Source organism: Azospirillum brasilense (assembly GCF_005222205.1).
Lineage (GTDB): Bacteria > Pseudomonadota > Alphaproteobacteria > Azospirillales > Azospirillaceae > Azospirillum > Azospirillum brasilense_G.
On sequence record NZ_CP032345.1, the window covers coordinates 65,001 to 87,180 of the forward strand.

Below are 22,180 nucleotides of genomic sequence, written 5' to 3' on the forward strand. Positions count from 1 at the left end.
GGCATAAGCCCGCCTGACTGCAAGACAGACAAGTCGAGCAGAGACGAAAGTCGGCCATAGTGATCCGGTGGTTCCATGTGGACGGGCCATCGCTCAACGGATAAAAGGTACGCCGGGGATAACAGGCTGATGACTCCCAAGAGTCCATATCGACGGAGTCGTTTGGCACCTCGATGTCGGCTCATCACATCCTGGGGCTGGAGCAGGTCCCAAGGGTTCGGCTGTTCGCCGATTAAAGTGGTACGTGAGCTGGGTTTAGAACGTCGTGAGACAGTTCGGTCCCTATCTGCCGTGGGTGTCGGAGTTTTGCGAGGATCTGTCCCTAGTACGAGAGGACCGGGATGGACATACCTCTGGTGCACCGGTTGTCACGCCAGTGGCATGGCCGGGTAGCTAAGTATGGACGGGATAACCGCTGAAAGCATCTAAGCGGGAAACCCACCTCTAAACCAGAACTCCCTTGAGAGCCGTGACAGACCATCACGTCGATAGGAGGCATGTGGACGGGCGGCAACGCCTGAAGCTGAGCCTTACTAATCGCTCGATCGGCTTGATCCTTCCCAGCCGGCGGCCCGCGCGCAGCGGCAAGCCCTGGGCGCACGAGCCAACACCGCAAGTACAAGAACGCATACGTCCTCACTTAACGAAACCTGCCGTCCCTGTCCGGATGGTTCGCGTGTGCCTTGGTGACCTGGTGGTCATGGCGAGGCTCCCAACACCCGATCCCATTCCGAACTCGGCCGTGAAACGCCTCAGCGCCGATGGTACTGCGTCTTAAGACGTGGGAGAGTAGGTCGCCGCCAGGTCACCACGGCACACGCCACACCACACCGGATGTGGACGCAGAAGGCTTCGCACCAACTTGACAATCGGCTTCATGAACGGCAAAGCCGGCGCGTTCCCAATGGGAGGCGCCGGCTTTTCGTTGTGCCTGGGGCCAACGTCGGCGCAAACCTTTGGATTGCCTGAGGGCTGCGCGGAGAGGCAAAGGGTTGGGAGACGGCGAGGAAAAACGGGGGCATGTCTATGCCGATGGCTGGTGACGTACCGGATTGCGAACGCTGCGGGGCCTGTTGCGCCTATTCCTGGGAGTGGCCGACCTTCATCGGTGAATGGGATGGCGACGGGATCATGGAGCACTTGAAGGAGGACGGGCGCATGCGGTGCAACGGCAACCGCTGTTCCGCCCTGATGGGAACCCTTGGTGAGTCCGTCTTCTGCAGCGTCTATGAGCACCGGCCCCTGGTGTGCCGCGAGTTTACGGCGGGGAGCGATGCCTGTTACACTGTCAGGTCCCAGTTGGGGCTGAAAGATTGAACCAAGCGCCGACGCGGTGACGCAAGCTGCGCCGGCGGTCCTCCTCCGGGGCTGGGGCGATGTCCCAGTCCCAAGCCCGGTCGGGATGAGGAAGCTCGAGTCCCCACAGGGAGTCCTCGCGCTCCTGCACTGCGCCGTTTTCCAGCCAGAGACTCTCCACATCGGTGAACAGAGCGGCCTGCTCGGCGACGCGAGACAGCCAGGAGCGATGAGTCTGCGCCAGGGCTCGGGCGAAGCGTTCCTGCTCCGCTTCGGGTGTGTTCGGAGCCTTGCGGTCGATGGCGTTCAGGGGCAGGAGGGGAAGCTGCGACAGGAGATTGCAGGACACGGCGAAAGCAAACCGCTCCCCCGGCAGGTTGGGCGGCGATGGCGAGGGCAGCGGTGAACCCTCGGACAGAGCGGTGTCCAGGGGCGCCAGCGCACCGGTGACGTCGAGAGTGAGCAGACGGACGTTGGGATGGCGCCGCGCCTGTCGGCGGGCGGCATGGGTGTGCACCATGTCGATCATCACCACCTCATCGAATCGCTCGGCCAGAAGTGGCAGCGGAACCTCGATCAGCAAGCCGGACCCCGCCACCAGCGCCCGCCCGCCGCGCGGCGCCTGCCCGGCGGCTTCCCGCACGAAGCGCCGGCAGGCCTCGACGTGGGGAGCCCAGGCCCGCCGCTGGCGCCGGTGGCGCGCACCGAGAGCCACCGCCTCCGCCAGATAGCCGTAGCGCCGGCCCAAGGGCGGGCAGGGTGTCATCAGGTACTCGAAGGCTTCCCTCAGCATGGCCGCGTCCCGCTCCGCGCGTCTTTCGCCGGTCCGGAGCCTGACCCGAAGGGAACCCCTTGACCGGAACGGGTGGCAGGGTACCTATGGCGGCATGGTGGAGATCAAGAGGAAAGCGGCCCTGGTCACCGGGGCCGGAAAGCGGATCGGACGCGCCATCGCGCTCGATCTCGCGGCGCGCGGCTGGCGCGTGGGTGTGCATTTCGGGCATTCCCGCAGTGAGGCCGACGCGGTGGTGACACAGATCGTCGGGCAGGGCGGCGTCGCCGTCGCGCTCCAGGCCGACCTGGAACGTGAACTGGACGCACAGGCGCTGGTGCCCGAAGCGGTGGAGCGGCTGGGCACGCTGTCGTTGCTGGTCAACAACGCCTCCCGCTTCGAGCGGGACGAGGTTGAGGACGTGACCCGCGAGTCCTGGGACCGCCACATGGAGGCCAACCTCCGCGCCCCCTTCGTGTTGAGCCAGGCCTTCGCGGCTCAGGTGCCGGGCGATGTGGAGGGGCTGATTGTCAACATGATCGATCAGCGGGTGTGGAACCTCACTCCGCACTTTATCTCCTATACCCTGTCGAAGGCCGGCCTGTGGACGCTGACCCAGACGCTCGCCATGGCGCTCGCCCCGCGCATCCGGGTCAACGCGATCGGTCCGGGGCCGACATTGAAGAACGCCCGTCAGACGGACGAAGAATTCGCCGCCCAGCGCGACGCGACACCGTTGAGGCGCGGTCCCTCACCGGACGAGATCTGCGCGGCTCTGCGCTTCCTCATCGACGCGCCGTCGGTCACTGGGCAGATGGTCGCGCTCGACGGGGGCGAGCATCTGGGCTGGGCGCAGCCGACCTTGGGGTTCGTGCCGACGGAATAGGCGATTCGGTCAGGCAAAGCCATGCCGTTCGGAAGCCGACGCCCTGATCGGTCGGGCACCCCGTCAAGAGGACCGCGCGTTGTACACACCCGGCCTCATCGGCGCAAGGGGCTGTTTGCACGATCCGGAAAAATAGCGGCACAGCGCCAAACTGCCGTCTTGACTCAAAGCGAAGCAAGGAAAAACAATAACTTAGCATAATTGCCTAATTTTTGTGCATAGCCAAGGAATCCCTTGGGCCATCTTGGTTCCGTTGGGGTAACTCCGGGGTTATCGACACACTTATCCACAGGAGTCGTGGATATCCCGACGGATGCCCACCGAAGCGGTGAGTCGTTCGTCTTAACCATTCAGGACAGGGGTGGTTGACCCCCTTCCAGGACCCGACGACATTCGAGACATGCCCGACACCGCAGACACCCCCACGGATATCACTCTCCCGGAGACGGACGGCACCGGTCTTCTGGATGCCGGCTCTCCGGGAGCGGACGCCCTCCAGGGAGCGGATGCCCCCAAGGGAGCGGGTGTCCATGGCGCGGACGCGACGCCGAGCCTTCGGCGGCGCCCCGCCGATCTCGCCCGCGGAGCGGAAGTGATCCGCGACCATCTCAAGACCCTGCCGCAGACCCCCGGCGTCTATCGCATGCTGGCGGGGGACGGGGCCGTGCTCTATGTCGGCAAGGCCAAGAACCTGAAGCGTCGGGTGTTCAACTACACCCAGGTCAACCGCCTGCCCGTGCGGCTGCAGCGCATGGTGTCGGAAACGGAGACCATGGAGTTCGTCACGACCCACACCGAGGTCGAGGCGCTGCTTCTCGAGTCGAATCTGATCAAGCGGCTGATGCCGCGCTACAACGTGCTGCTGCGGGACGACAAGACCTTCCCGCACATCATGATCACCAAGGACCACGACTACCCGCAGCTCACCAAGCACCGGGGGGCGCGGTCGCGCGACGCCGACTATTTCGGACCCTTCGCCTCGGCGGGGGCGGTCAACCGGACGATCACCGCGCTCCAGCGCGCCTTCCTGCTGCGCAACTGCGCCGACACGGTGTTCGCGGCGCGCACCCGGCCCTGCCTGCAATACCAGATCAAGCGCTGCACCGCGCCCTGCGTGGAGCGGGTCAGCCCGGCGGAGTATCAGGCGCAGGTCGATCAGGCCCGCGCCTTCCTTTCCGGCAAGAGCCGGGACATCCAGACGGAATTCGTCGCGGAGATGACCAAGGCGGCGGAGAATCTCGACTATGAGACCGCCGCCCGCTACCGCGACCGCATCCGTGCGCTGACCGCGGTGCAGGCGCACCAGGACATCAACGTCGAAGGGGTGATCGAGGACGCCGACGTGATCGCCGCCCATGCGGAGGGCGGGATGACCTGCGTGCAGGTGTTCTTCTTCCGCGGCGGGCGCAACTACGGCAACCGTGCCTACTTCCCCAGCCACGACAAGAGCGCCGAGACCCCGGAGGTGCTGGCCGCCTTCATCGCCCAGTTCTACGAGAACAAGGCGGCCCCCGGCCTCGTCCTGGTCAGCCACGACCTTCCGGAACAGGAGCTGCTGACCGAGGCCCTGGCGCTGCGCGCCGGCCACCGGGTGGAACTGGCCGCGCCCAAGCGGGGCGACAAGCGCCGCATCGTCGAACACGCCCTGACCAACGCGCGCGAGGCCCATGGGCGGCGGCTGGCCGAAAGCTCGTCGCAGGCGCGGCTGCTCGACGGGGTGGCGACGGTCTTCGGGCTGGACGGTCCGCCGCAACGCATCGAGGTCTACGACAACTCCCACGTCCAGGGCGCCCACGCCATCGGTGCCATGATCGTCGCCGGGCCGGAGGGCTTCATCAAGAACGCCTACCGCAAGTTCAACATCAAGACCGAGGGCGCCGCTGGCGACGACTTCGCGATGATGCGCGAGGTCATGGCCCGCCGCTTCGGCCGGGCGATCAAGGAGGACCCGGAGCGGACGCAGGGCACATGGCCCGATCTGGTGCTGATCGACGGCGGCATCGGGCAGCTCAACATGGCGCTGGGGGTGCTGGCCGATTTGGGGATCGACGACGTGACGCTGGTCGGCATCGCCAAGGGACCGGACCGCGACGCCGGGCGGGAACGCTTCTTCATGCCGGACCGCGCGCCGTTCCAGCTGGAAATACGCGACCCGGTGCTCTATTTCCTGCAACGGCTGCGGGACGAGGCGCACCGCTTCGCCATCGGCACCCATCGGGCGAAGCGCACCAAGGCGTTGGGAAAATCGATGATCGACGAGATCCCGGGAATCGGTCCCAGCCGGAAGAAGGCCCTGCTTCATCATTTCGGCAGCGCCGTCGCCGTCTCCCGCGCCGGTCTGGCGGATCTGGAGTCGGTCGAAGGGATCAGCAAAACAGTGGCGAAAAAGATATACGATCATTTCCATTCAGACGGTTAGAATGACGCCGCCCGCCGCGCGTTTCCTCCGACTCCAGAGTTGCGACCGATGCTGACCAGCCTGCCGAACCTGCTCACCCTGTCGCGCATCGCGGTGATTCCCGTCGTGGTCGGGTTGTTCTACGTGCCGGAGGCGTGGGCCGCCTACACGGCCTGCGCCCTGTTCGCCGCGGCCTGCATCACCGACTGGTTCGACGGCTATCTGGCCCGCGCCTGGGAGCAGGAAAGCGTCATTGGCAAGTTCCTCGACCCGATCGCGGACAAGCTGCTGGTCGCCGCGACTCTGATCATGCTGGTCGCCTTCGCGCGGCTGTCCGGGCTGTCGGTGCTGGCCGCCGTGGTTATCCTGCTGCGCGAGGTTCTGGTGTCCGGCCTGCGCGAGTATCTGGCCGGGCTGAACGTCGGGGTGCCGGTCACCTGGATGGCCAAATGGAAGACGACGATCCAGATGGTGGCGATCGGCTTCCTGATCGTCGGCGACTACGGCCCGGCCCACATCCCGGTCACGCTGATCGGCACGCTGGGCCTGTGGGTGGCGGCGATCCTCACCTTCGTCACCGGCTGGGATTACATGCGCGCCGGGCTGAAGCACATGATGGCCCACCAGCCGGCCAAGCCCCGGAAGGACGCCCCGGGCAACCCGGCCCGCACGCCGGGCTGATCCGGCCGCGGCTGCACCGCTGTTCACCGCGGTCGGCTTTCCGACACGTGGCAGAGCGGGCCGCCATTCCGGTTTGTCCGTTCGCATGCCCGTGTGTTTCTGCTATGTGACCGGGGAACGCCCGCGCAGCGATGGGCGGCAAGGCGGAGGATAGGGGCTTCCATGAAGATGTTCGGCCTGACGGGGTGGAGCGGCAGCGGCAAGACGACGCTGATCGTTCGCCTGATCCCGGCGCTGATCCGGCGCGGCCTGACCGTTTCGACCATGAAGCACGCGCACAAGGGCTTCGACATCGATCATCCCGGCAAGGACAGCCACAACCACCGCGAGGCCGGCGCCACCGAGGTGCTGGTCAGCTCGCCCCGCCGCTGGGCGCTGATGCACGAGATCCGCGACGACGAGCCGGAGCTGTCCCTGGCCGAACTTCTGCCGAAGCTGTCGCCGGTCGATCTGCTGCTGATCGAAGGCTTCAAGCGCGAACCGCACGAAAAGATCGAGGTGTGGCGCGCCTCGGTGGGCAAATCGCTGATCGCACGGGACGATCCGAGCATCGTCGCGATCGCCAGCGACGGGCCGGTTCCGGACGCCAAGGTGCCCGTCTTCGACCTGAACGACGAGGAGGCCATCGCGTCCTTCATCATCGAGCGTTGCGCGCTGGACCGGTGCAGGGCAACGGGGCAGGCTGTCTGAGACAGCGGACGGCCTGAAACAGGGTGGTCCGGCATAAGGTTGTCGGACGGCGGTGTGCGGGGTGGAATGGGGCGATGGCTCAGCTTAGCGACGATTGCTTCGCCTTCGGCGGGGACATGATGGCGGTGGACCGGGCGCTGGATCTTCTCTCCGGTCGACTCCACCCCGTCACGGAGACCCATCGCATCGGTCTTGCCGACGCGCTGGGCCATGTTCTGGCCGAGGATGTCGTCGCTCCGTTCAACGTGCCGCCCCACGACAATTCGGCGGTGGACGGCTACGCGGTCTTCTTCGACGATCTGACGCCCGACGCGGCCACGCGCTTGCCGGTCACGGCGCGCGTCGCCGCCGGCCATGCGCTGGACCGTCCAGGGCGGCGCGGAGAGGCGGTGCGCATCTTCACCGGTGCCCCGATGCCCGAAGGCTTCGACACGGTGCTGATGCAGGAGGACTGCAGGGCGGAGGAGGGTACCGTCGCCATTCCCCCCGGCATCCGTCGTGGCGCCAACCGCCGCCGCGCCGGGGAGGATATGACGCAGGGCAGCACCGTCCTGACCGCCGGCCGCCGGCTGCGGGCGGAGGACATCGGCCTGCTCGCCTCGCTGGGGCGGCGGGAGGTTATGGTGCGCACGACCCTGCGCGTCGCCGTCTTCTCCACCGGGGACGAGGTGCGTGAGCCGGGCGTGCCGCTGGAGCCCGGCTGCATCTACGACGCCAACCGATTCGCCCTGATCGCCTCGCTGCGCCAGCTTGGCTGCGGCGTGACCGACCTCGGCATCCTGCCCGACCGGCTCGACGCCGTTCGCGGCGCGCTGGAGGCGGCGGCAGGAACGCACGATGTCCTCATCACCTCGGGCGGCATGTCCACCGGGGAGGAGGACCACGTCAAGGCGGCGGTGGAGTCCCTGGGCGGACTGCATTTCTGGCGGCTGGCGATCAAGCCGGGACGTCCGGTGGCGCTGGGCACGGCCAAGAGCGCGGTTTTCATCGGCCTGCCGGGCAATCCGGTGGCGGTCATGGTCACCTTCCTGCGCATCGCCCGCCCGATCCTGCTGCGGCTGATGGGGGCGGCTGACGAGGCGCCCGCCTTGTTCCCGCTGCGCGCGGGCTTTACCTACAAGAAGAAGGCGGGGCGGCGCGAGTATGTGCGGGCCACGCTCGCCCGCGCCGCCGACGGGGTTTTGACCGCGGTCAAGCACCCGCGCGACGGGGCGGGCATCCTGTCGTCGATGGTCGAGTCCGACGGGCTCGTCGAACTGCCGGAAGAGATCACCCGCGTCGAGCCGGGGATGATCGTGGATTTCCTGCCTTTCAGTGAGGTTCGGTGATGAAGATCCTCTATTTCGCCTGGCTGCGCACCAAGATCGGCGTGGCGACCGAGACGGTGGACCTGCCGGCGGAGGTCCGCGACGTCGGCACCCTGGTGGAGTGGCTGAAAACCCGCAGCCCGAAGCACGCCGACGCGCTCGCCAACAGCACGGTGGTCAAGGTCGCGGTGAACCAGGAGCATGTGCCCTACGACCACCCGGTCGGCCCCGGCGACGAGGTGGCCCTGTTCCCGCCGGTGACCGGCGGCTGAAGAAGGAAGCTTTGCCGTGACGGTGAAGGTGCAGAGCGAGGATTTCGACGTCGGGGCGGAACTGGCCGCGATGACCGGCGGCAAGACGGGCATCGGCGGGGTGACCCTGTTCGTCGGGCTGGTGCGCGACATGGCCGGCGGCGAGTCCGTCAGCGCCATGATGCTGGAGCATTATCCCGGCATGACCGAACGGCAGTTGGAGGCGATCGAGGCGGAGGCTCGGGCGCGCTGGCCGCTGGACGACGCTCTGATCATCCACCGCTATGGGCGGTTGGAGCCGGGCGATCGGATCGTGCTGGTCGCCACCGCCAGCGCCCATCGCGAGGCGGCCTTTGAAAGCTGCCATTTCCTGATCGACTGGCTGAAGACCAGGGCGCCCTTCTGGAAGATGGAGGCCACCCCGGACGGCGAGCGCTGGGTGGCGGCCAAGGACTCCGACGACGCGGCGGCGGCCCGCTGGACGAAACCGGCGTGAGGTGAGAGGCAGCGCACAGACGGCGCCCTCCTCACGGTGATTGGATCCGCTCCCGCGCAAGGCTGTGCGCGCGTGCGGAGTGTCCGATCATGCGAACCCGGTTCCTGCTCGCCGGACTGGCGGTCCTGTCGCTGGGCGCGCTCCTGTCGTGCCCCGTCCAAGGGAAGGAGCGGCAGACGGCCGAGCGGATTCGGACTGACCCGGCCAGCGGCTGCCGCGTCCGCGATCCTGATCCGAGCCGGGGGAGATCCGTCCGCTGGAACGGCGCCTGCCGCAACGGCTTCGCTCAGGGTGCCGGCGTTCTTGAAACGTTCGATGGTGCGGAGCCGGCGGACTGGACCGAGGCGGTCTTCGTCGATGGCCGGGCCGAGGGACCGGGACGCAGCGGGCGCAAGGATGGGGCAATCTTCCAGGGCCGTTTCCGGCATGGCCTCGCCACCGGCAAGGGCACTCTGACCTTGCCGGACGGTCACCGCTACGTCGGGGCCTTCGCGTTCGGCCGTCCGACCGGGGAGGGGGAGTTCGTCGCGTCCATGGGGTTGCGCTACCGCGCCCAGGTCGATCGGGATGGGCGGGTGTGGCCCGGCGCGCTTCTCGGTGCGAAGCCTCCCGAGCCCATCCAGTCGGCCGAGCGGCCGGAACCGCGGGGCAAGGCGGCGCCGGGCAGCCTGGAGGAGTGGCTGCGCACGCCGCCCTGGGACTACCGCGATCCGGCGTCCGTCGATCCGGCGCCGGGCGACGCGAAGCGGCGTTGACCAGCTTTGCGCAGGCGGCGTTTGCCAGACGCGCCGCGCCGTGGTGACATCGCAAGGCCCCCCTTCGGAACACGGCGATGAACTGGCAGACTCTCGGATTCTTCTTCGCGACGGCCTTCGTGCTGTCGATGACCCCCGGCCCCAACATGCTGCTGGCGATGAGCCTCGGCCTGCGCTACGGCGTCCGCCGCGCGGCCTGGGGCGGGCTCGGCATGTGCGTGGCGCTGACGACGATGGCCACCCTGTCGGTGCTGGGGCTCGGCGCCCTGCTGGCGGCGTCGGAGCCGGCCTTCCAGGCGGTGAAGTGGGCGGGTGTGGCCTATCTGACCTGGCTCGGCATCGCCGCGTGGCGGGCGCCGGTGCCAGACGGCTCGCCGCGCGCCACCGGCGCCGCGGCGGTGGAGGAAGCCCCGGCCCATCGCCTGTTCCTGCGCGGGCTGCTGGTCGCCTTCAGCAACCCGAAGGCGCTGGTCTTCATGGCTGCCCTGTTCCCGCAGTTCATCGACCCGGCGGCCCCGCTGATGCCGCAGCTCGTCGCGCTGGTGGCGATCATGGTGGTGATCGAGTTCGGCTGGATCATGGCCTACGCCACCGGCGGCAACAGCATCGGCGCCCGCCTGACCAGCGGCTCCGCAGCCCGCACCCTCAACCGCCTGACCGGCGGCCTGATGATCGGCGCCGGCGGGCTGCTGGCGCTCGCCCGCCGGCTGTGATCGGCCGCGGCGTTCAGTCCATTCGGCGGAGGGTCGTCTCCAGACGGCCCTTGCCGGACCGGTCCAGCCAAGTGGCGGACAGGCGCCCGTCGGTCCGGACGCTGTAGCGCAGCACGTTGCGTCCCTTCTCGTCGAACACCAGCTCGTCGTTCTCGATGCGGCCCTTGCGCTGGGCGCGCTCCATCGGCTGGTCGGCCTCCATGCCCGGACCCAGCACGTAGTCGGCGTAGACGGCGTCGCCGTCGACCCGGTCCACCGCCAGCGCGATCTCCCGCCCGTTGATGTAGGCGCCGTACCAGACGCCGAGGAAGGAGCGGGCTCCGGTGCCCGCCGGGGAGGAGGTGCCGCTGCCGGTGCGCGGCTCCGGCACCGCGGCCCGCATCAGCTCCGCGCTCGGCGTGCGGCCCCAGGATTCGTCGCAGGAGGGATCGCCACGGCGCGGCGGCGCCTCGGCGAAGCGCAGGATGCAGGCGCCGAAGCGTCGGACGAACATGCCGGTCGTCGCCGCGCCGTGGCCGGTCAGCAGGGCCGGCTGATCCACCACGATGTGGTCCAGACCGCGCGAGGACAGGATGCCGCGCGCCGACTCCCCGCGCCCGCCGGGGTCGAAATCATCGCCGTGGAAGAAGAACAGCATCACCCGCGCGCTGTGGATGCCGCGCAGGATCGGCCAGAGCTGAGCGGCGTTCTCGCGGAAGCTGTCGTAGGAATCGGAGAAGTTTCCGAAGGCCGCGGGGGCGGTGCCGACGACGGCGTCCACCCGGTCGCTCTGCCCGGCGGCCATCAGCGAGAGAAAGGCGCCGAAGGACTGGCCGGTCAGCACGACCTTGCGGTAGCCGCGGTCCTTCAACTGGTCGGCGTAGCCCGCCAGCGCGCGGGAGCTGTTCGGCAGCGTGTCGCTGACCCGCATGCGGTCCAGACGGAACACGTCCCACCCGGCGTCCTTCATGGTCTTCATGTAGAGCGGCGTGGGGGCGTTCGAATCCTCCACGTCCACCGAACGGCCATGGCTCCACACCACCGCGCCGCGGGCCACGGTCGGGCCGAGCAGGGTGCCGTCGCCATAGGCCGGGTTCAGGTGAATCTGGGCCGCCGCCGTCTGCGCCATCCCAAGCATCGCCAACGCCGTCACCAAACCGAGCAGCGCCTGTCCGATTGTCCGCCTCATCCTTCCACGCTCCTGTCTGCGGGCGTGGAAAGGGTCCAGGAATATGGTTAACCCGACCTTTCCAGCAGGGCAGGCCGGCGTTTGTCACGGAGCGTTGTCACAGCCCCCGATCGGTGGCGGTGCCCTGCGTCAGAAGGTCCATGGATTGCAAATGCGAATGACTCGCAATCCTGAGGCGGATCGTCTAAGGTCGGGTCCGTCACTTCAGTCGGGAGGGGTCAACATGTGCGATTCGGTGGGCGAGGGGAGGCTGTCCCCCTGGACGGTGTCCGATCTGACGACGGCGGAGCGCGCGCTGCTGACCGGTTTCCGGCAATGGTTCCGTCACGGCACCGCGGGGGCGATGGCCGCCATGCGGGCCAGTTTCGGCGTGGCCGGCGTGCCTTCGTCGGCTTTGCTGCCGCTGTTCGCCCTGTTGGGGACCTTCGCCGTGACCAACGCCGGCCGGCCGGCGTTCCGCTGCCCCTCCTGCTCGCGGGTCGGGATGGACGAGATGGCGGTTCTGGACGCGCTGGCCGCCATGCAGGCCGGGGAGGGCGACGTGACGACCCAGGTGTTCGACCGCTGGCTTCCCCTGGTCGCCCTGACCATGGCCACGGATTCGGCACGGGAACTGGCGGACATCCTGGACGGCGCGCGCATCCGTCTGCCGCGGCGCCGCCCGGCCCGGCTCATAGCGCTGGCGGCGGAATGACCGGCGCGAAGCCGGTCCCGGTCTGCCACGCCGCCTGCCGGAACAGCGGCTTGCGCATGATCCATTGATCGATGGGCACCTGGACCAGCTCGCCGGCCGGGGTGCGGTAGGAATAACGCCCCCGTTCGGTGCCGCGCAGCTCGTAGCCCAGCCGCTCGTAGAAGGCGAGGACCCCGGCGTTGTCCCGGTCCACGCCCAGTTCCGCTTCCGAATAGCCGTGGTCGAGCGCGGTGCCTTCGGCGGCGGCCATCAGCCGTGTGGCGATCCCCCGGTTGCGGAAGGGCTGGAACACCCGCAAGGCCCACAGCGTCGCCCGGCGCAGATGCCGCTTGCGCTGGAAGTCGATACAGATCTGACCGGCGGGGAAGCCGTTGACCTCCGCCACGAGAAGGGCGCCGCTTCCGCGTTCCTGGGCGCGGAAGGCCGTGGCGAGGATTTCCCGATGCGGCGTGTGCAGCCCGAACCATTCGAGGTCCGGCAGGTCGGTCCGGCAGGCCGGGCGAATTGCGACGGGCAGGCTGATGACATCCTGCGACGCGGTGGCGGCGTCCATTCCTCCTCCGGGCTTCAAACCATTTGAAGGAATGAACGGACCGGCGCAGCGCAGCGTTCCCCCCGGTCTATGAAAGTCTTTTCGACAAGGCTTTCACGAAGGTTGGGCACGGCTCCCAAGGGGCAGGGGGTGTCGCTGCACTTCGAGGCCAGGTCCTCTGAAGGAAAGACAATCTGTGGTCTATGTCGATTGGCCTCGTTGACCGAATGTGAGTGTTTTTGGTAAGTCTCTAAATGAAATGGGGAGAACGCGACGCCGTGCGATGGCCGGACGCGAATCGATACCCCGGAGACGGAGGAGGAGAGTGCGATGATCAAGATCGTGAATCTCGGACGCACAGGCCTTTTCGTTGCGATGCAAAACGGCTCTCTGACCACGATCGGTGGCCGCAGCCATTGGCGCTCGCTCGACGATCTCCGTTCGGCGGCTAACGCGGCCAAGATAAAGGTCAGCGAAACGGTTCTTCGCACCGTTCTTTGATCGCGCGGCTCGAGCCGACGGGCTGGGCGCAGGCCGGTCAATGAGGCAGGCTGGTCCGTGAGTGGGAAGGGCGGCACAGGGTTGCGTCGCCCCTCCACTCCAGCGATCAACCGGCCCGCACCCGCGCCAGGAAGCGGTCGACCTCGGCCCGCAGATTGTTCGACTGAATGGACAGCTCGTTCGTCGCCGACAGGACGCTGCGCGCTTCCGATCCGGTTTCGGACGCCGAGGAATTGACCCGCACGATGGTTTCGCTGACCTCGCGCGTTCCGATCGAAGCCTGTTGGACGTTGCGGGCGATCTCGGTGGTGGCCGCTCCCTGCTCCTCCATGGCCGAAGCGATGGAGGTCGAGATGTCGTTGATCCGCGCGATGGTTTCCGAGATGGAGCGGATGGCGAGCACAGCGTCCTGCGTCGCGCCCTGAACCGCGCCGATCTGCGCGTTGATTTCCTCCGTCGCCTTGGCGGTCTGGTTGGCGAGGCTCTTCACCTCGGACGCCACGACCGCGAAGCCCTTGCCGGCCTCGCCCGCGCGGGCGGCCTCGATGGTGGCGTTCAAGGCCAGCAGGTTGGTCTGGCTGGCGATGTCGTGGATCAGCTTCACCACCTGACCGATCCGGCTGGCGGCGTCGGCCAACCCCTGCACGGTGGTGTTGGTGCGCTCCGCCTGCGACATGGCCTCGCCGGCGATCGCTGCCGACTGGGTCACCTGATGGCTGATCTCGCCGATGGAGGCGGTCAGCTCCTCCGCCGCCGCGGCGACCGTCTGGATGTTGACGGAGGCCTCCTCCGCCGCCGCCGCGACCTGGGTCGACTGCGCGCTGGTCTCCTCGGCCGTGCGGCTCATGTTCTGGGCGGTGCCCTGGAGCTGGTGCGCGGCGGAGGCCACGGCCTGCACCACGCTTTTCACTTCGCGTTCGAACGAGTCGGCGGTGGTTCCCAGCTCGCGCGAGATGATCGCGGCGGTGTTCAGGTCCACATAAACCGAGGTCGCCAGATCCATGTCCAGGAAGACCGCTTTGTTGATCGCCTGCATCAGTTGGGCGAGCTTCTCCGGCTTCTTGCGGTAGACCTGGTAGGCGAGGTCGATCAGCTTGTTCAGGGTGAAGCAATAGGCACCGGTGTACCAGCGCGGCTCCAGGCCGATGCGCTGGTGAGCCTGCCCGATCTTCAGAACCTGCGCCATGTAGGCGTCGTCGAAGGTTCCGGTGAAGACGTTCTTCAGCCAATGCTGCTTCTGCATGTCCCGTGCCCGGCTGACCACCGTCGGATTGGCGAGCAGTGTCGCGACCTGGGGGACGGAGCGCAGGTAGCCGTAGAAATCCTCGAGGATCTGATCGATGCGCTGGGCGAGATAGGGCTGGAATTCCCGAAGGATGGCCTTCGTGGGTTCGTCGATTCGCAGAAAGGAGATTCGGTCGAGAATGGATTGCGTCTGGGCAGAATGCGACATGGATCGACTTCCCCGCGAAAATAGGACCGCATCAGATTAGCGAAATTTGTTTCGAATGCAAAGTAACTAACCTGCGGGCGGCACTATGGAGGGTTACGATCGGTGTGAAAACCGGCAGCGTTGTCGCAGGCCGCCAAATCATTAAAGTCCTATAAAAATAGAAACCGGCGGAGCCGTTTGGCATCCGCCGGTATGTTGTGTGCCGCCGTGAAGATCGACTGTTCGTCTACATCAGGCAGCCATATGAGCCGGGGCGCGGCGCAGCGCCTGGGCGGCGCTCAGGACGGCCTTCTGAAGCTTCTCGAAGGCCCGCACCTCAATCTGCCGCACCCGCTCGCGCGACACGCAGAACTGCTGGCTCAACGACTCCAGGGTGGAGGGATCGTCCTTCAGGCGGCGCTCGAACAGGATGCGGCGCTCGCGGTCGTCCAGCCGTTCCAGGGCCTGCCCGACCAGCCGGCGGCGCAGCGCCAGCTCGTCGGCGTCGGCGATCACGCTTTCCTGCGTCGGACGGTCGTCGGCCAGGAGTTCCAGCCAGTTGGTCTCGCCGTCGCTGGACAGGGCGGCATCGAGCGAGCTGTCGTTCGACGAGAGCCGGCGGTTCATCTCCACCACCTCCTGCTCCGGCACATCCAGTTCGGTGGCGATGGCGGTGACGGTCGAGGGCGACAGGTCGCCCTGTTCCAACTCCTGCATCTGGCTCTTCAGGCGGCGCAGGTTGAAGAACAGCTTCTTCTGGGCGGCGGTCGTGCCCATCTTCACCAGCGACCAGCTGTGCAGGATGTATTCCTGGATGGAGGCGCGGATCCACCAGGTGGCGTAGGTCGCGAAGCGGAAGCCGCGTTCCGGATCGAACTTCTGGGCGGCCTGCATCAGGCCCACATTGCCTTCGGCGACGAGGTCGGGCAGCGGCAGACCGTAGCCGCCGAAGCCGCGGGCGATCTTGATCACCAACCGCAGGTGGCTGCCCACCAGACGCTCCAGCGCATGGCCGTTCCCGCGGTCGCGCCAGGCGACGGCGAGCTCGCGCTCTTCGTCGGGGGCCAGGATGGGGAACCGCTTCGACTCCTCGACGTAACGGGTCAGGCTGGCGTTTTCACCAGTCAGGAGTTTCTTGAGCACACCGGCCTCCTCTCTCCAACGCTCCACCGTCTCTTGCCGCGGAACCCTTTCGATGGCCGTTCGCAGACGCCCACCGTTTCGGCATTTTTTTTGTGGGGGATTTGCCGAAATTATCCGGGAACACGTCAATCAGACATTGATACTGTGCCGCCACCTCCAAGTTGGATCAAGCCTTGAAACGGCGGTGCAGCAATATTTTTTGGCCTATGTCCGGACTATTCGGTCCTTATGAATGCCGAAAAGATCGGGAGAACTTTTGGAATATTGGCGAAAAGATGACGATTTTCGTTTGGAGCTAAGGCAGATGCGGCTCTCTCCGCTTGGTCATCACTCGACGGCATGGATGTGTCTTTTGCATGATCTATGGCCATACAGGCTAAGGAGTATGGCCGCTTGGCATAGGACGTTCCTCCAGGGGGGATCAGGGATGCAATCCCTGGGCGGCAACGGTGGTGTTCTCCGGCGTCGCGGGCGTGCTATTCCAGCTGTTCGAACAAGGCGGGAGGCCACCCATGCACATCCGCGACAGCCGGCCGGACGATCTGCCGCGCATCCAGACGATCTACACCCATCATGTCCTGACCGGCACGGCCAGCTTCGAGGAGGTGCCTCCCAGCCTGGAGGAGCTTGCCCGCCGACGCGACGACGTGCTGGACCGGGGCATGCCCTATGTCGTTGCGGAGATGGACGGGCGGGTCATAGGATACGCCTATGCGGGCCCCTACCGGCTGCGCACCGCCTACCGGTACAGCGTCGAGGATTCGATCTATCTCGATCCGGACTGTATGGGCCGCGGCGCCGGTCGGGCGTTGCTCGCGGCGGTGATTGACCGCTGCACGGCGGCAGGGTGCCGCCAGATGCTCGCGGTCATCGGCGACAGCGGCAACGCGGCGTCCATCGGCCTGCACCGAAGCCTGGGTTTCGAATCAGCGGGCCTGCTGAAGGCGATCGGGTTCAAGTTCGGGCGCTGGGTGGACAGCGTCCTGATGCAGCGTCCGCTTGGTCACGGGGAAACGACGTCACCTGACGGTCGCTGAGGGCGCCGTATCGTCATCTTCCGCCGTTTCACGGCCATGCAGCGGCGAAGGCGGTAAGAAAAAGGCGCACCCCGAGGGTGCGCCTGCCGGCGGGTCCAGAGTGGAGCGCAGGGGGTCAGTCCTGCGCAACCCGCTTGCGGCCCAAACCGAGCTTCGTGGCCATTTCCGAGCGGGCCTTGGCGTAGTTCGGAGCGACCATCGGATATTCCGCCGGCAGATTCCATTTGGCCCGGTAATCGTCCGGCGACATGTCGTAGACGGTCTTCAGATGCCGCTTGAGCATCTTCAGCTTCTTGCCGTCCTCAAGGCAGACGATGTATTCCGGGGTCACCGACTTCTTGATCGGCACCGCGGGGACCAGTTCGGCCTTGGCCGGCGCGGTCTTTTCCTCGCCCAGACCGTTGAAGGCCGCCTGGACGTTGAGGATCAGTGCCGGCAGGTCGGCGACCGGCACCGTGTTGTTGCCGACATAGGCCGAGACGACCTTGGCGGTCAGGGCCTGCAATTCCGATGCTTCGATGGTCATGGCCGCGTTCAGCTCCGTTCCCCTGTGAGTCGGCCGTTTTGGAACAGCCTTGGATTGGGCGATGTCGATCAGACGTTCACCACGTCGCGCAATTGCTTGGCCGGTTTGAACCGCGGCGCTTTGGACGCGGCGATCCGCACCGCCTCGCCGGTGCGCGGGTTGCGCCCCTCGCGGGCGGCGCGCTCGGCCACTTCGAAAATGCCGAACCCGGCGAGACGCACCTCCTCGCCGCGGGCGAGCGCCGAAGAAATGCCTTCGAACACCGACTGAACGACCTTCGCCGCATCGGACTTGCGGATGCCGGCGTTGGTCGCGATGGTCTCGATGAGCTCGGCTTGGTTCATGCGAAACTCCTGGTGCCTTCGCGCGTGTGGATTTTTCCGTGTTCTTGGCAGATCGAATCCATCGGCACAAGAGTGATGGGTGGGAAAGCAACCATAAGTGTTTCACTGCTTGTGAATTCTTGCCTTCACTGTGGCTTGGATGCATCAAAAAGACCACCCTGGGCGACACAACGGCGCCGCGTGGCCGGCAAAGGAAGGATGTCCTGCCCGGAAAGTTGATCGACTCGCGGGATGCGGTTCTTGAACGATCAATCGGCAGCACCATTTGCGTGGCGTTCGGGTCCGGGCCCCTCTGACGGCTGAGGCGTCAGCCGTGATGTCGGACACCGCTTGAATTCACTGCAGACGCAGCGCAATCAAGTGGGTGTTGTTATGGATTCCCTTGTCACCCCCCTCTTTCTCGATGTCATGGGAAAGCCGGCGTGGGTCTGGCTGACCTTCGTCGGCCTCGTCCTGGCCTTGCTGGCCTTCGACCTCGGCATTCTCAACCGCCGCGACCGCGAGATCGGCGTGAAGGAAAGCCTTCGCCTCTCGGCCTTCTACATCGCCGTCGCCCTGCTGTTCGGCGGCTGGGTCTGGTGGTCGATGGGCGACGCCGCGGCCGCCCAGTACTACACGGGCTTCTTCATCGAAAAGAGCCTGTCGCTCGACAACGTGTTCGTCATATCGCTGATCTTCACCTACTTCGCGGTCCCGCGGGCCTACCAGCACCGCGTGCTGTTCTGGGGCATCCTGGGCGTGATCGTGATGCGCGGCCTGATGATCGCCGCGGGCGCCGCCCTGGTCAGCGAGTTCCACTGGGTGCTTTACGTCTTCGGCGCCTTCCTTCTGCTGACCGGCGTGAAGATGCTGTTCGCCGTGGACAAGGAGCCGGACCTCGCCGACAACCCGGCGCTGCGTTTCCTGAACCGGCATCTGCGCATCACCGACGGCTTCCGCGGCCAGAAATTCTTCGTGCGCGAGGCGGGGCCGGACGGGCGGACCGCGCTCTACGCCACCCCGCTGTTCCTGGCGCTGATGATGGTCGAGTTCGCCGACCTGATCTTCGCGGTGGACAGCGTGCCGGCGATCTTCGCCATCACCACAGACCCCTACATCATCTACACGAGCAACATCTTCGCCATCCTCGGCCTGCGCGCGCTCTACTTCGCGCTGGCGGCGATGGTCCACCGCTTCCGTTATTTGAAGTACGCGCTGGCGCTGGTGCTGGTCTTCATCGGCGGCAAGATCTTCTACGCGCAGCTCTTCGGCAAGCCGGACCCGCTGGTCTCGCTGGGCGTGACGCTGACCCTGATCGCGGGCGGCGTGGTCGTCTCGCTTCTCAAGACGCGCGGCGAGGGCAAGCGGCTGCCGGCGGAATGACCCCGGTCAGCCGGTGAAGCCCAGGCGCTTCAGGGCGGCGATGCTCTCCTTCGCGCTGGTGTGGAGGATGAAGTCGCCGCCCGCCTGGGTCCAGGGATCGCGGGCCTTCTCGCGGTCGTCCACCAGAACCGTGCCCGGCCCGCCGTGGCGGTGCTTGTCGCGGGCCATGCAGGTGATGACCCGCACGTGGGGTCCCAGCATGTGGGCGACCCAGCGCCGCTTCTGCTCCGGCGCCCAGGAGCCGAGCGGCAGGCCGGTCAGGATGGTCGGCGCGTAAGGCTCGCAGAATTGCCAGAGATCCTGCGCGTCGTGCATGAAATTCAGCGTGCCGAAGAAGTCCGGGTGGCGCGACAACTCCCGCCACATGACCTTCATCGGGATCTCCTCCGGGCGTTTGCCGGTGACCGCCTTCACGCCGCGGTCGAAGTCGGCGAGAACGCCATCGAGGTCGAGGAACAGCTTGGGTCTCGGCATCGTCTTCCTTGGAATTGTCCGTCCAACGCCGGGCGGACGGGACCGAAGAATACCGGTTGCACGGAACCTTCGCCAGCCGGTCGGGTTGCACCCGAAGGCATAGGCGCACGGCTTCGGTGCGGCAGGGGGTACGGATGACGGTCATAGGCATTTCAGGATCTTACGGCGGCCTGAATCTGGGTGATGAGGCGATCCTCACCTCGGCCATCCAGCAGCTCCGCACCACGGTGCCGGGGGTCGAGGTGGTCGTCTTCTCCCGAAACGCCGCTCATACCCGCGCGAACCACACGGTGGACCGCGTCCTGAATCCGCGGGAAGCCATGAAGGACGAGATCACCCCGGAGGTCGAGCGGCTCGACCTGCTGCTCCTTGGCGGCGGCGGCATCCTCTATGACAGCGAGGCGCAGACCTACCTGCGCGAGGTCACCATCGCGCAGAGGCTGGGCGTGCCCACCTACACCTTCGCCATCGGCGTCGGCCCGCTGAGGGACCGGGTGGAGCGCGACGCGGTGCGCGAGGGGCTGGACCGCATGGCCGGCATCACCGTCCGCGAGCCGAGCGCCAAGCGGCTGATCGAGGAAATCGGCGTGCAGGTTCCCGTGACGGTCACCGCCGATCCGGCGCTGCTGCTGACGCCGGAGCCCTTCACCGAGGAGATGCTGGCCGAGGCGGGCATCCCGCGCGGCCGTCCGCTGGTCGGCCTGTCGGTGCGCGAGCAGGGCGCTGCGGCGCCCGAACTCACCGACGCGGCCTACCACCAGCTTCTGGCGGAGGCGGCGGACTACATCGTGCAGCGGTTCGGCGCCGACGTGGTGTTCGTGCCGATGGAGCGCGCCGACGTGCGGGAGGCGCACCGAGTCATGGGCCGTATGGCCGTGTCCGAGCGTGCCCATCTGCTGCAGTACCGCTACACGCCGCGCCAGATCATCGGATTGATGGATCATTTCGAGATGGCCGTGGGGATGCGGCTGCATTTCCTGATCTTCGCGGCCATCACCGGCACGCCGCTGATCGCGCTGCCCTACGCCTCCAAGGTGTCGGACTTCCTGTCCTCGGTCGGGCTGGAGCCGCGGGCGACCGTGTCCCACACCACCGCCGGGACCTTCCTCGCCGACCTCGACCGCCTGTGGGATCACCGCGCCGAGCAGAAGGGACTGCTGCGCGACCGGATTCCCGTACTGATGGAGCGCGCCCGTGAAACGGCGCCGCTGGCCCTGCGGACGGTGGCCCCGCACGCCGAACCGGCGGTGGAACCGGCGGAATGATGGCCGGCGGAATGACGAAAGGAGCCAGTCTTGCCCGTTCTGCCCTGTCCCCCGAACCCTGAATCGGTCACGCTGCCGCCGCGCCGCGCCATGAAGGTGGCTCGCTGCCACGTCCTTGTCGTCGGCGGCGGCCCCGCCGGCATGGGGGCAGCCATCGGCGCCGCCCAGTCGGGGGCCGAGACGATCCTGGTGGAGCGCTACGGCTTCCTCGGCGGCAACGCCACGGCGGCGCTCGTCATGCCCTGGATGAGCTTCTACACCCAGCGCGGTTCGGTGGCCGTCGTCGACAACACGCGCCTGATGCCGCAGGACCACGGCCCCGGCGAGCCGGTGGTGGGTGGCGCGCTTGCCGTCTTCCTGGGGCGCCTCTACACCAACCAGGGTGCCATCCCGCCCTCGCCGGACACCGGCTTCACCGTTCCCTTCGATCCCGAGGTGCTCAAGGTCACCGCGCAGCAGATCCTCGACGAGGCCGGGGTGAAGGTGCTGCTGCACGCCTTCGCGTCCACCGTCCTCGGCGAACCGGGCAAGCCCGACGCCGTGGTGTTCGAGACGAAGTCCGGCCCGGTGGTCATCGAGGCCGACGTGATCGTGGATTGCACCGGCGACGGCGACATCGCGGCGCTGGCCGGCTGCGACTACGAGGTCGGGCGGGAGGAGGACGGGCTGACCCAGCCCATGACGCTGATGTTCCGCATGGTCGGCTTCGACCACGACGCCTTCAATGGCTATGTGCGGGAGCATCCGACGCAATGGCGCGGCGTGCACGGGCTGTGGGACCTCGTCTCCAAGGCCACCGCCAACGGCGACCTCGATCTGGCGCGCGAGGACATCCTGTTCTTCGCCACCACCCACCCCGGTGAAATCGCCCTGAACTGCACGCGGGTCACCGGCGCGCTGGGCACCAACGTCTTCGACCTGACCCGCGCGGAGTGGGAGAGCCACCGGCAGGCCGCGCAGATCGCCGGTTTCCTGCGCAAGTACGCTCCCGGCTTCGCCGATGCCTACACCTGCCAGACCGGCACCGGAATCGGCATCCGCGAGACGCGGCGCATCGTCGGCGACTACGCCATGACCGCGGACGACGTGCTGGGCGCGGCCAAGTTCAAGGACGCCATCGCCCGCGGCACCTACCCGGTGGACATCCACAGCCCGACGGGCCGCGGCACGGTGCTGAAGCGTGTGCCTTCCGGCGAATGGTACGAGGTGCCGATGCGCGCCCTGCTGCCCAAGGGGACGGAGAAGCTGCTGGTGGCGGGCCGTTGCATTTCCGGCAGCCACGAGGCCCACTCCTCCTACCGGGTCACGCCCACCTGCATGGCGACGGGGCAGGCGGCCGGGGTCTGCGCCTCGATGGCGGCGCGGCGCGGCGAGCGCACCCGCGACATCCCGGTCGGCGCCATCCAGCGTGAACTGCTGCGCCAGGGCGCCCTGCTGCGCGAGCCTGAGGCGTAGGC

At 67.0% G+C, this 22,180-nt stretch carries 24 protein-coding genes and 2 rRNA genes (1 of these 26 running past the window's edge); 18 read left to right on the forward strand and 8 right to left on the reverse strand.

Annotated elements, in window-relative coordinates; all coding sequences use genetic code 11:
- The 3 genes from D3869_RS00310 to D3869_RS00320 all read left to right on the forward strand — a co-directional run.
- Positions 1–558, forward strand: a 23S ribosomal RNA gene (locus tag D3869_RS00310); it begins 2,189 nt to the left of the window's first position.
- 132 nt (positions 559–690) lie between these two features.
- A 5S ribosomal RNA gene (rrf, locus tag D3869_RS00315) occupies positions 691–806 on the forward strand.
- 226 nt (positions 807–1,032) lie between these two features.
- Positions 1,033–1,317 carry a YkgJ family cysteine cluster protein gene (locus D3869_RS00320; RefSeq protein ID WP_247895757.1) on the forward strand — a complete coding sequence of 95 codons (285 nt, stop codon included), beginning with the start codon at positions 1,033–1,035 and terminating at the stop codon, positions 1,315–1,317.
- Here D3869_RS00320 and D3869_RS00325 read toward each other — a convergent pair.
- Positions 1,289–2,089, reverse strand: a complete 801-nt coding sequence (locus D3869_RS00325; RefSeq protein WP_137138474.1) for a hypothetical protein — start codon at positions 2,087–2,089, stop codon at positions 1,289–1,291. The two genes, D3869_RS00320 and D3869_RS00325, sit on opposite strands and share 29 nt — an antisense overlap.
- Positions 2,090–2,183: 94 nt before the next feature.
- Here D3869_RS00325 and D3869_RS00330 point away from each other — a divergent pair, with 94 nt between their 5' ends.
- The 9 genes from D3869_RS00330 to D3869_RS00370 all read left to right on the forward strand — a co-directional run bounded on the left by D3869_RS00330 (position 2,184) and on the right by D3869_RS00370 (position 10,245).
- The gene (locus tag D3869_RS00330; RefSeq protein WP_137138475.1) at positions 2,184–2,954 is read left to right on the forward strand and encodes an SDR family oxidoreductase; all 771 of its coding nucleotides are present in this window, start codon (positions 2,184–2,186) and stop codon (positions 2,952–2,954) included.
- Between the two features lie 400 nt (positions 2,955–3,354).
- Positions 3,355–5,373, forward strand: coding sequence for an excinuclease ABC subunit UvrC (uvrC, locus tag D3869_RS00335; protein WP_137138476.1), 2,019 nt, complete (start codon positions 3,355–3,357; stop codon positions 5,371–5,373).
- 48 nt (positions 5,374–5,421) lie between these two features.
- On the forward strand, positions 5,422–6,033 hold the full coding sequence (gene pgsA, locus D3869_RS00340) for a CDP-diacylglycerol--glycerol-3-phosphate 3-phosphatidyltransferase (RefSeq protein WP_137138477.1): 612 nt from the start codon (positions 5,422–5,424) through the stop codon (positions 6,031–6,033).
- A gap of 162 nt (positions 6,034–6,195) precedes the next feature.
- Complete coding sequence (mobB, locus tag D3869_RS00345; protein WP_137138478.1) at positions 6,196–6,723, forward strand: molybdopterin-guanine dinucleotide biosynthesis protein B; 528 nt, start codon at positions 6,196–6,198, stop codon at positions 6,721–6,723.
- Between the two features lie 74 nt (positions 6,724–6,797).
- Positions 6,798–8,051, forward strand: a complete 1,254-nt coding sequence (gene moeA / locus D3869_RS00350; RefSeq protein WP_137138479.1) for a molybdopterin molybdotransferase MoeA — start codon at positions 6,798–6,800, stop codon at positions 8,049–8,051.
- A complete protein-coding gene (moaD, locus tag D3869_RS00355) occupies positions 8,051–8,302 on the forward strand; it encodes a molybdopterin converting factor subunit 1 (RefSeq protein ID WP_137102903.1) in 252 nt (83 codons plus the stop codon). The genes moeA and moaD overlap by 1 nt, the downstream gene beginning before the upstream one ends.
- 16 nt (positions 8,303–8,318) lie before the next feature.
- Entirely contained in the window at positions 8,319–8,777 is a 459-nt protein-coding gene (locus D3869_RS00360) for a molybdenum cofactor biosynthesis protein MoaE (RefSeq protein WP_137138480.1), read from the forward strand.
- 89 nt (positions 8,778–8,866) lie between these two features.
- Complete coding sequence (locus D3869_RS00365; RefSeq protein ID WP_137138481.1) at positions 8,867–9,532, forward strand: hypothetical protein; 666 nt, start codon at positions 8,867–8,869, stop codon at positions 9,530–9,532.
- Between the two features lie 77 nt (positions 9,533–9,609).
- Complete coding sequence (locus tag D3869_RS00370; RefSeq protein WP_137138482.1) at positions 9,610–10,245, forward strand: LysE family translocator; 636 nt, start codon at positions 9,610–9,612, stop codon at positions 10,243–10,245.
- Positions 10,246–10,258: 13 nt separating this feature from the next.
- On the opposite strand, the gene D3869_RS00375 is transcribed toward D3869_RS00370, so the two are convergent.
- Entirely contained in the window at positions 10,259–11,413 is a 1,155-nt protein-coding gene (locus D3869_RS00375; RefSeq protein ID WP_137138483.1) for an alpha/beta hydrolase family protein, read from the reverse strand.
- A 223-nt stretch (positions 11,414–11,636) separates the two neighbouring features.
- On the opposite strand from D3869_RS00375, the gene D3869_RS00380 reads away from it, so the two are divergent.
- Positions 11,637–12,107: a hypothetical protein gene (locus tag D3869_RS00380; RefSeq protein ID WP_109071237.1), complete on the forward strand. Its 471-nt coding sequence runs from the start codon at positions 11,637–11,639 to the stop codon at positions 12,105–12,107.
- On the opposite strand, the gene D3869_RS00385 is transcribed toward D3869_RS00380, so the two are convergent.
- Positions 12,085–12,660 carry a GNAT family N-acetyltransferase gene (locus tag D3869_RS00385; RefSeq protein WP_137138485.1) on the reverse strand — a complete coding sequence of 192 codons (576 nt, stop codon included), beginning with the start codon at positions 12,658–12,660 and terminating at the stop codon, positions 12,085–12,087. The genes D3869_RS00380 and D3869_RS00385 overlap by 23 nt on opposite strands.
- 309 nt (positions 12,661–12,969) lie before the next feature.
- Here D3869_RS00385 and D3869_RS32925 point away from each other — a divergent pair, with 309 nt between their 5' ends.
- Positions 12,970–13,140 (forward strand): hypothetical protein, encoded by a 171-nt coding sequence (locus D3869_RS32925; protein WP_175426366.1) that lies wholly within the window; start codon positions 12,970–12,972, stop codon positions 13,138–13,140.
- Positions 13,141–13,246: 106 nt separating this feature from the next.
- Here the strand turns inward: D3869_RS32925 and D3869_RS00390 are convergent, their stop codons facing one another.
- Together D3869_RS00390 and rpoH are read right to left on the reverse strand one after the other, a co-directional pair.
- Positions 13,247–14,593 carry a globin-coupled sensor protein gene (locus tag D3869_RS00390; protein WP_137138486.1) on the reverse strand — a complete coding sequence of 449 codons (1,347 nt, stop codon included), beginning with the start codon at positions 14,591–14,593 and terminating at the stop codon, positions 13,247–13,249.
- Between the two features lie 231 nt (positions 14,594–14,824).
- Positions 14,825–15,715, reverse strand: coding sequence for an RNA polymerase sigma factor RpoH (rpoH, locus tag D3869_RS00395; RefSeq protein WP_137138487.1), 891 nt, complete (start codon positions 15,713–15,715; stop codon positions 14,825–14,827).
- 512 nt (positions 15,716–16,227) lie between these two features.
- Between rpoH and D3869_RS00400 the strand changes: the two genes are divergently transcribed.
- Positions 16,228–16,752 (forward strand): GNAT family N-acetyltransferase, encoded by a 525-nt coding sequence (locus D3869_RS00400; protein WP_137138488.1) that lies wholly within the window; start codon positions 16,228–16,230, stop codon positions 16,750–16,752.
- A 115-nt stretch (positions 16,753–16,867) separates the two neighbouring features.
- Here D3869_RS00400 and D3869_RS00405 read toward each other — a convergent pair whose 3' ends face one another.
- Positions 16,868–17,278 (reverse strand): MucR family transcriptional regulator, encoded by a 411-nt coding sequence (locus tag D3869_RS00405; RefSeq protein WP_137138489.1) that lies wholly within the window; start codon positions 17,276–17,278, stop codon positions 16,868–16,870.
- Between the two features lie 68 nt (positions 17,279–17,346).
- A complete protein-coding gene (locus D3869_RS00410; RefSeq protein ID WP_282190172.1) occupies positions 17,347–17,673 on the reverse strand; it encodes an HU family DNA-binding protein in 327 nt (108 codons plus the stop codon).
- Positions 17,674–17,994: 321 nt separating this feature from the next.
- Between D3869_RS00410 and D3869_RS00415 the strand changes: the two genes are divergently transcribed.
- Complete coding sequence (locus D3869_RS00415; RefSeq protein ID WP_137138490.1) at positions 17,995–18,984, forward strand: TerC family protein; 990 nt, start codon at positions 17,995–17,997, stop codon at positions 18,982–18,984.
- A 6-nt stretch (positions 18,985–18,990) separates the two neighbouring features.
- On the opposite strand, the gene D3869_RS00420 is transcribed toward D3869_RS00415, so the two are convergent.
- Entirely contained in the window at positions 18,991–19,458 is a 468-nt protein-coding gene (locus D3869_RS00420) for a hypothetical protein (RefSeq protein ID WP_137138491.1), read from the reverse strand.
- Between the two features lie 134 nt (positions 19,459–19,592).
- Here D3869_RS00420 and D3869_RS00425 point away from each other — a divergent pair, with 134 nt between their 5' ends.
- Both D3869_RS00425 and D3869_RS00430 read left to right on the forward strand, forming a co-directional pair.
- Positions 19,593–20,723 (forward strand): polysaccharide pyruvyl transferase family protein, encoded by a 1,131-nt coding sequence (locus tag D3869_RS00425; protein ID WP_137138492.1) that lies wholly within the window; start codon positions 19,593–19,595, stop codon positions 20,721–20,723.
- A 30-nt stretch (positions 20,724–20,753) separates the two neighbouring features.
- A complete protein-coding gene (locus D3869_RS00430) occupies positions 20,754–22,178 on the forward strand; it encodes an FAD-dependent oxidoreductase (RefSeq protein ID WP_247895664.1) in 1,425 nt (474 codons plus the stop codon).
- Positions 22,179–22,180 lie beyond the last annotated feature (2 nt).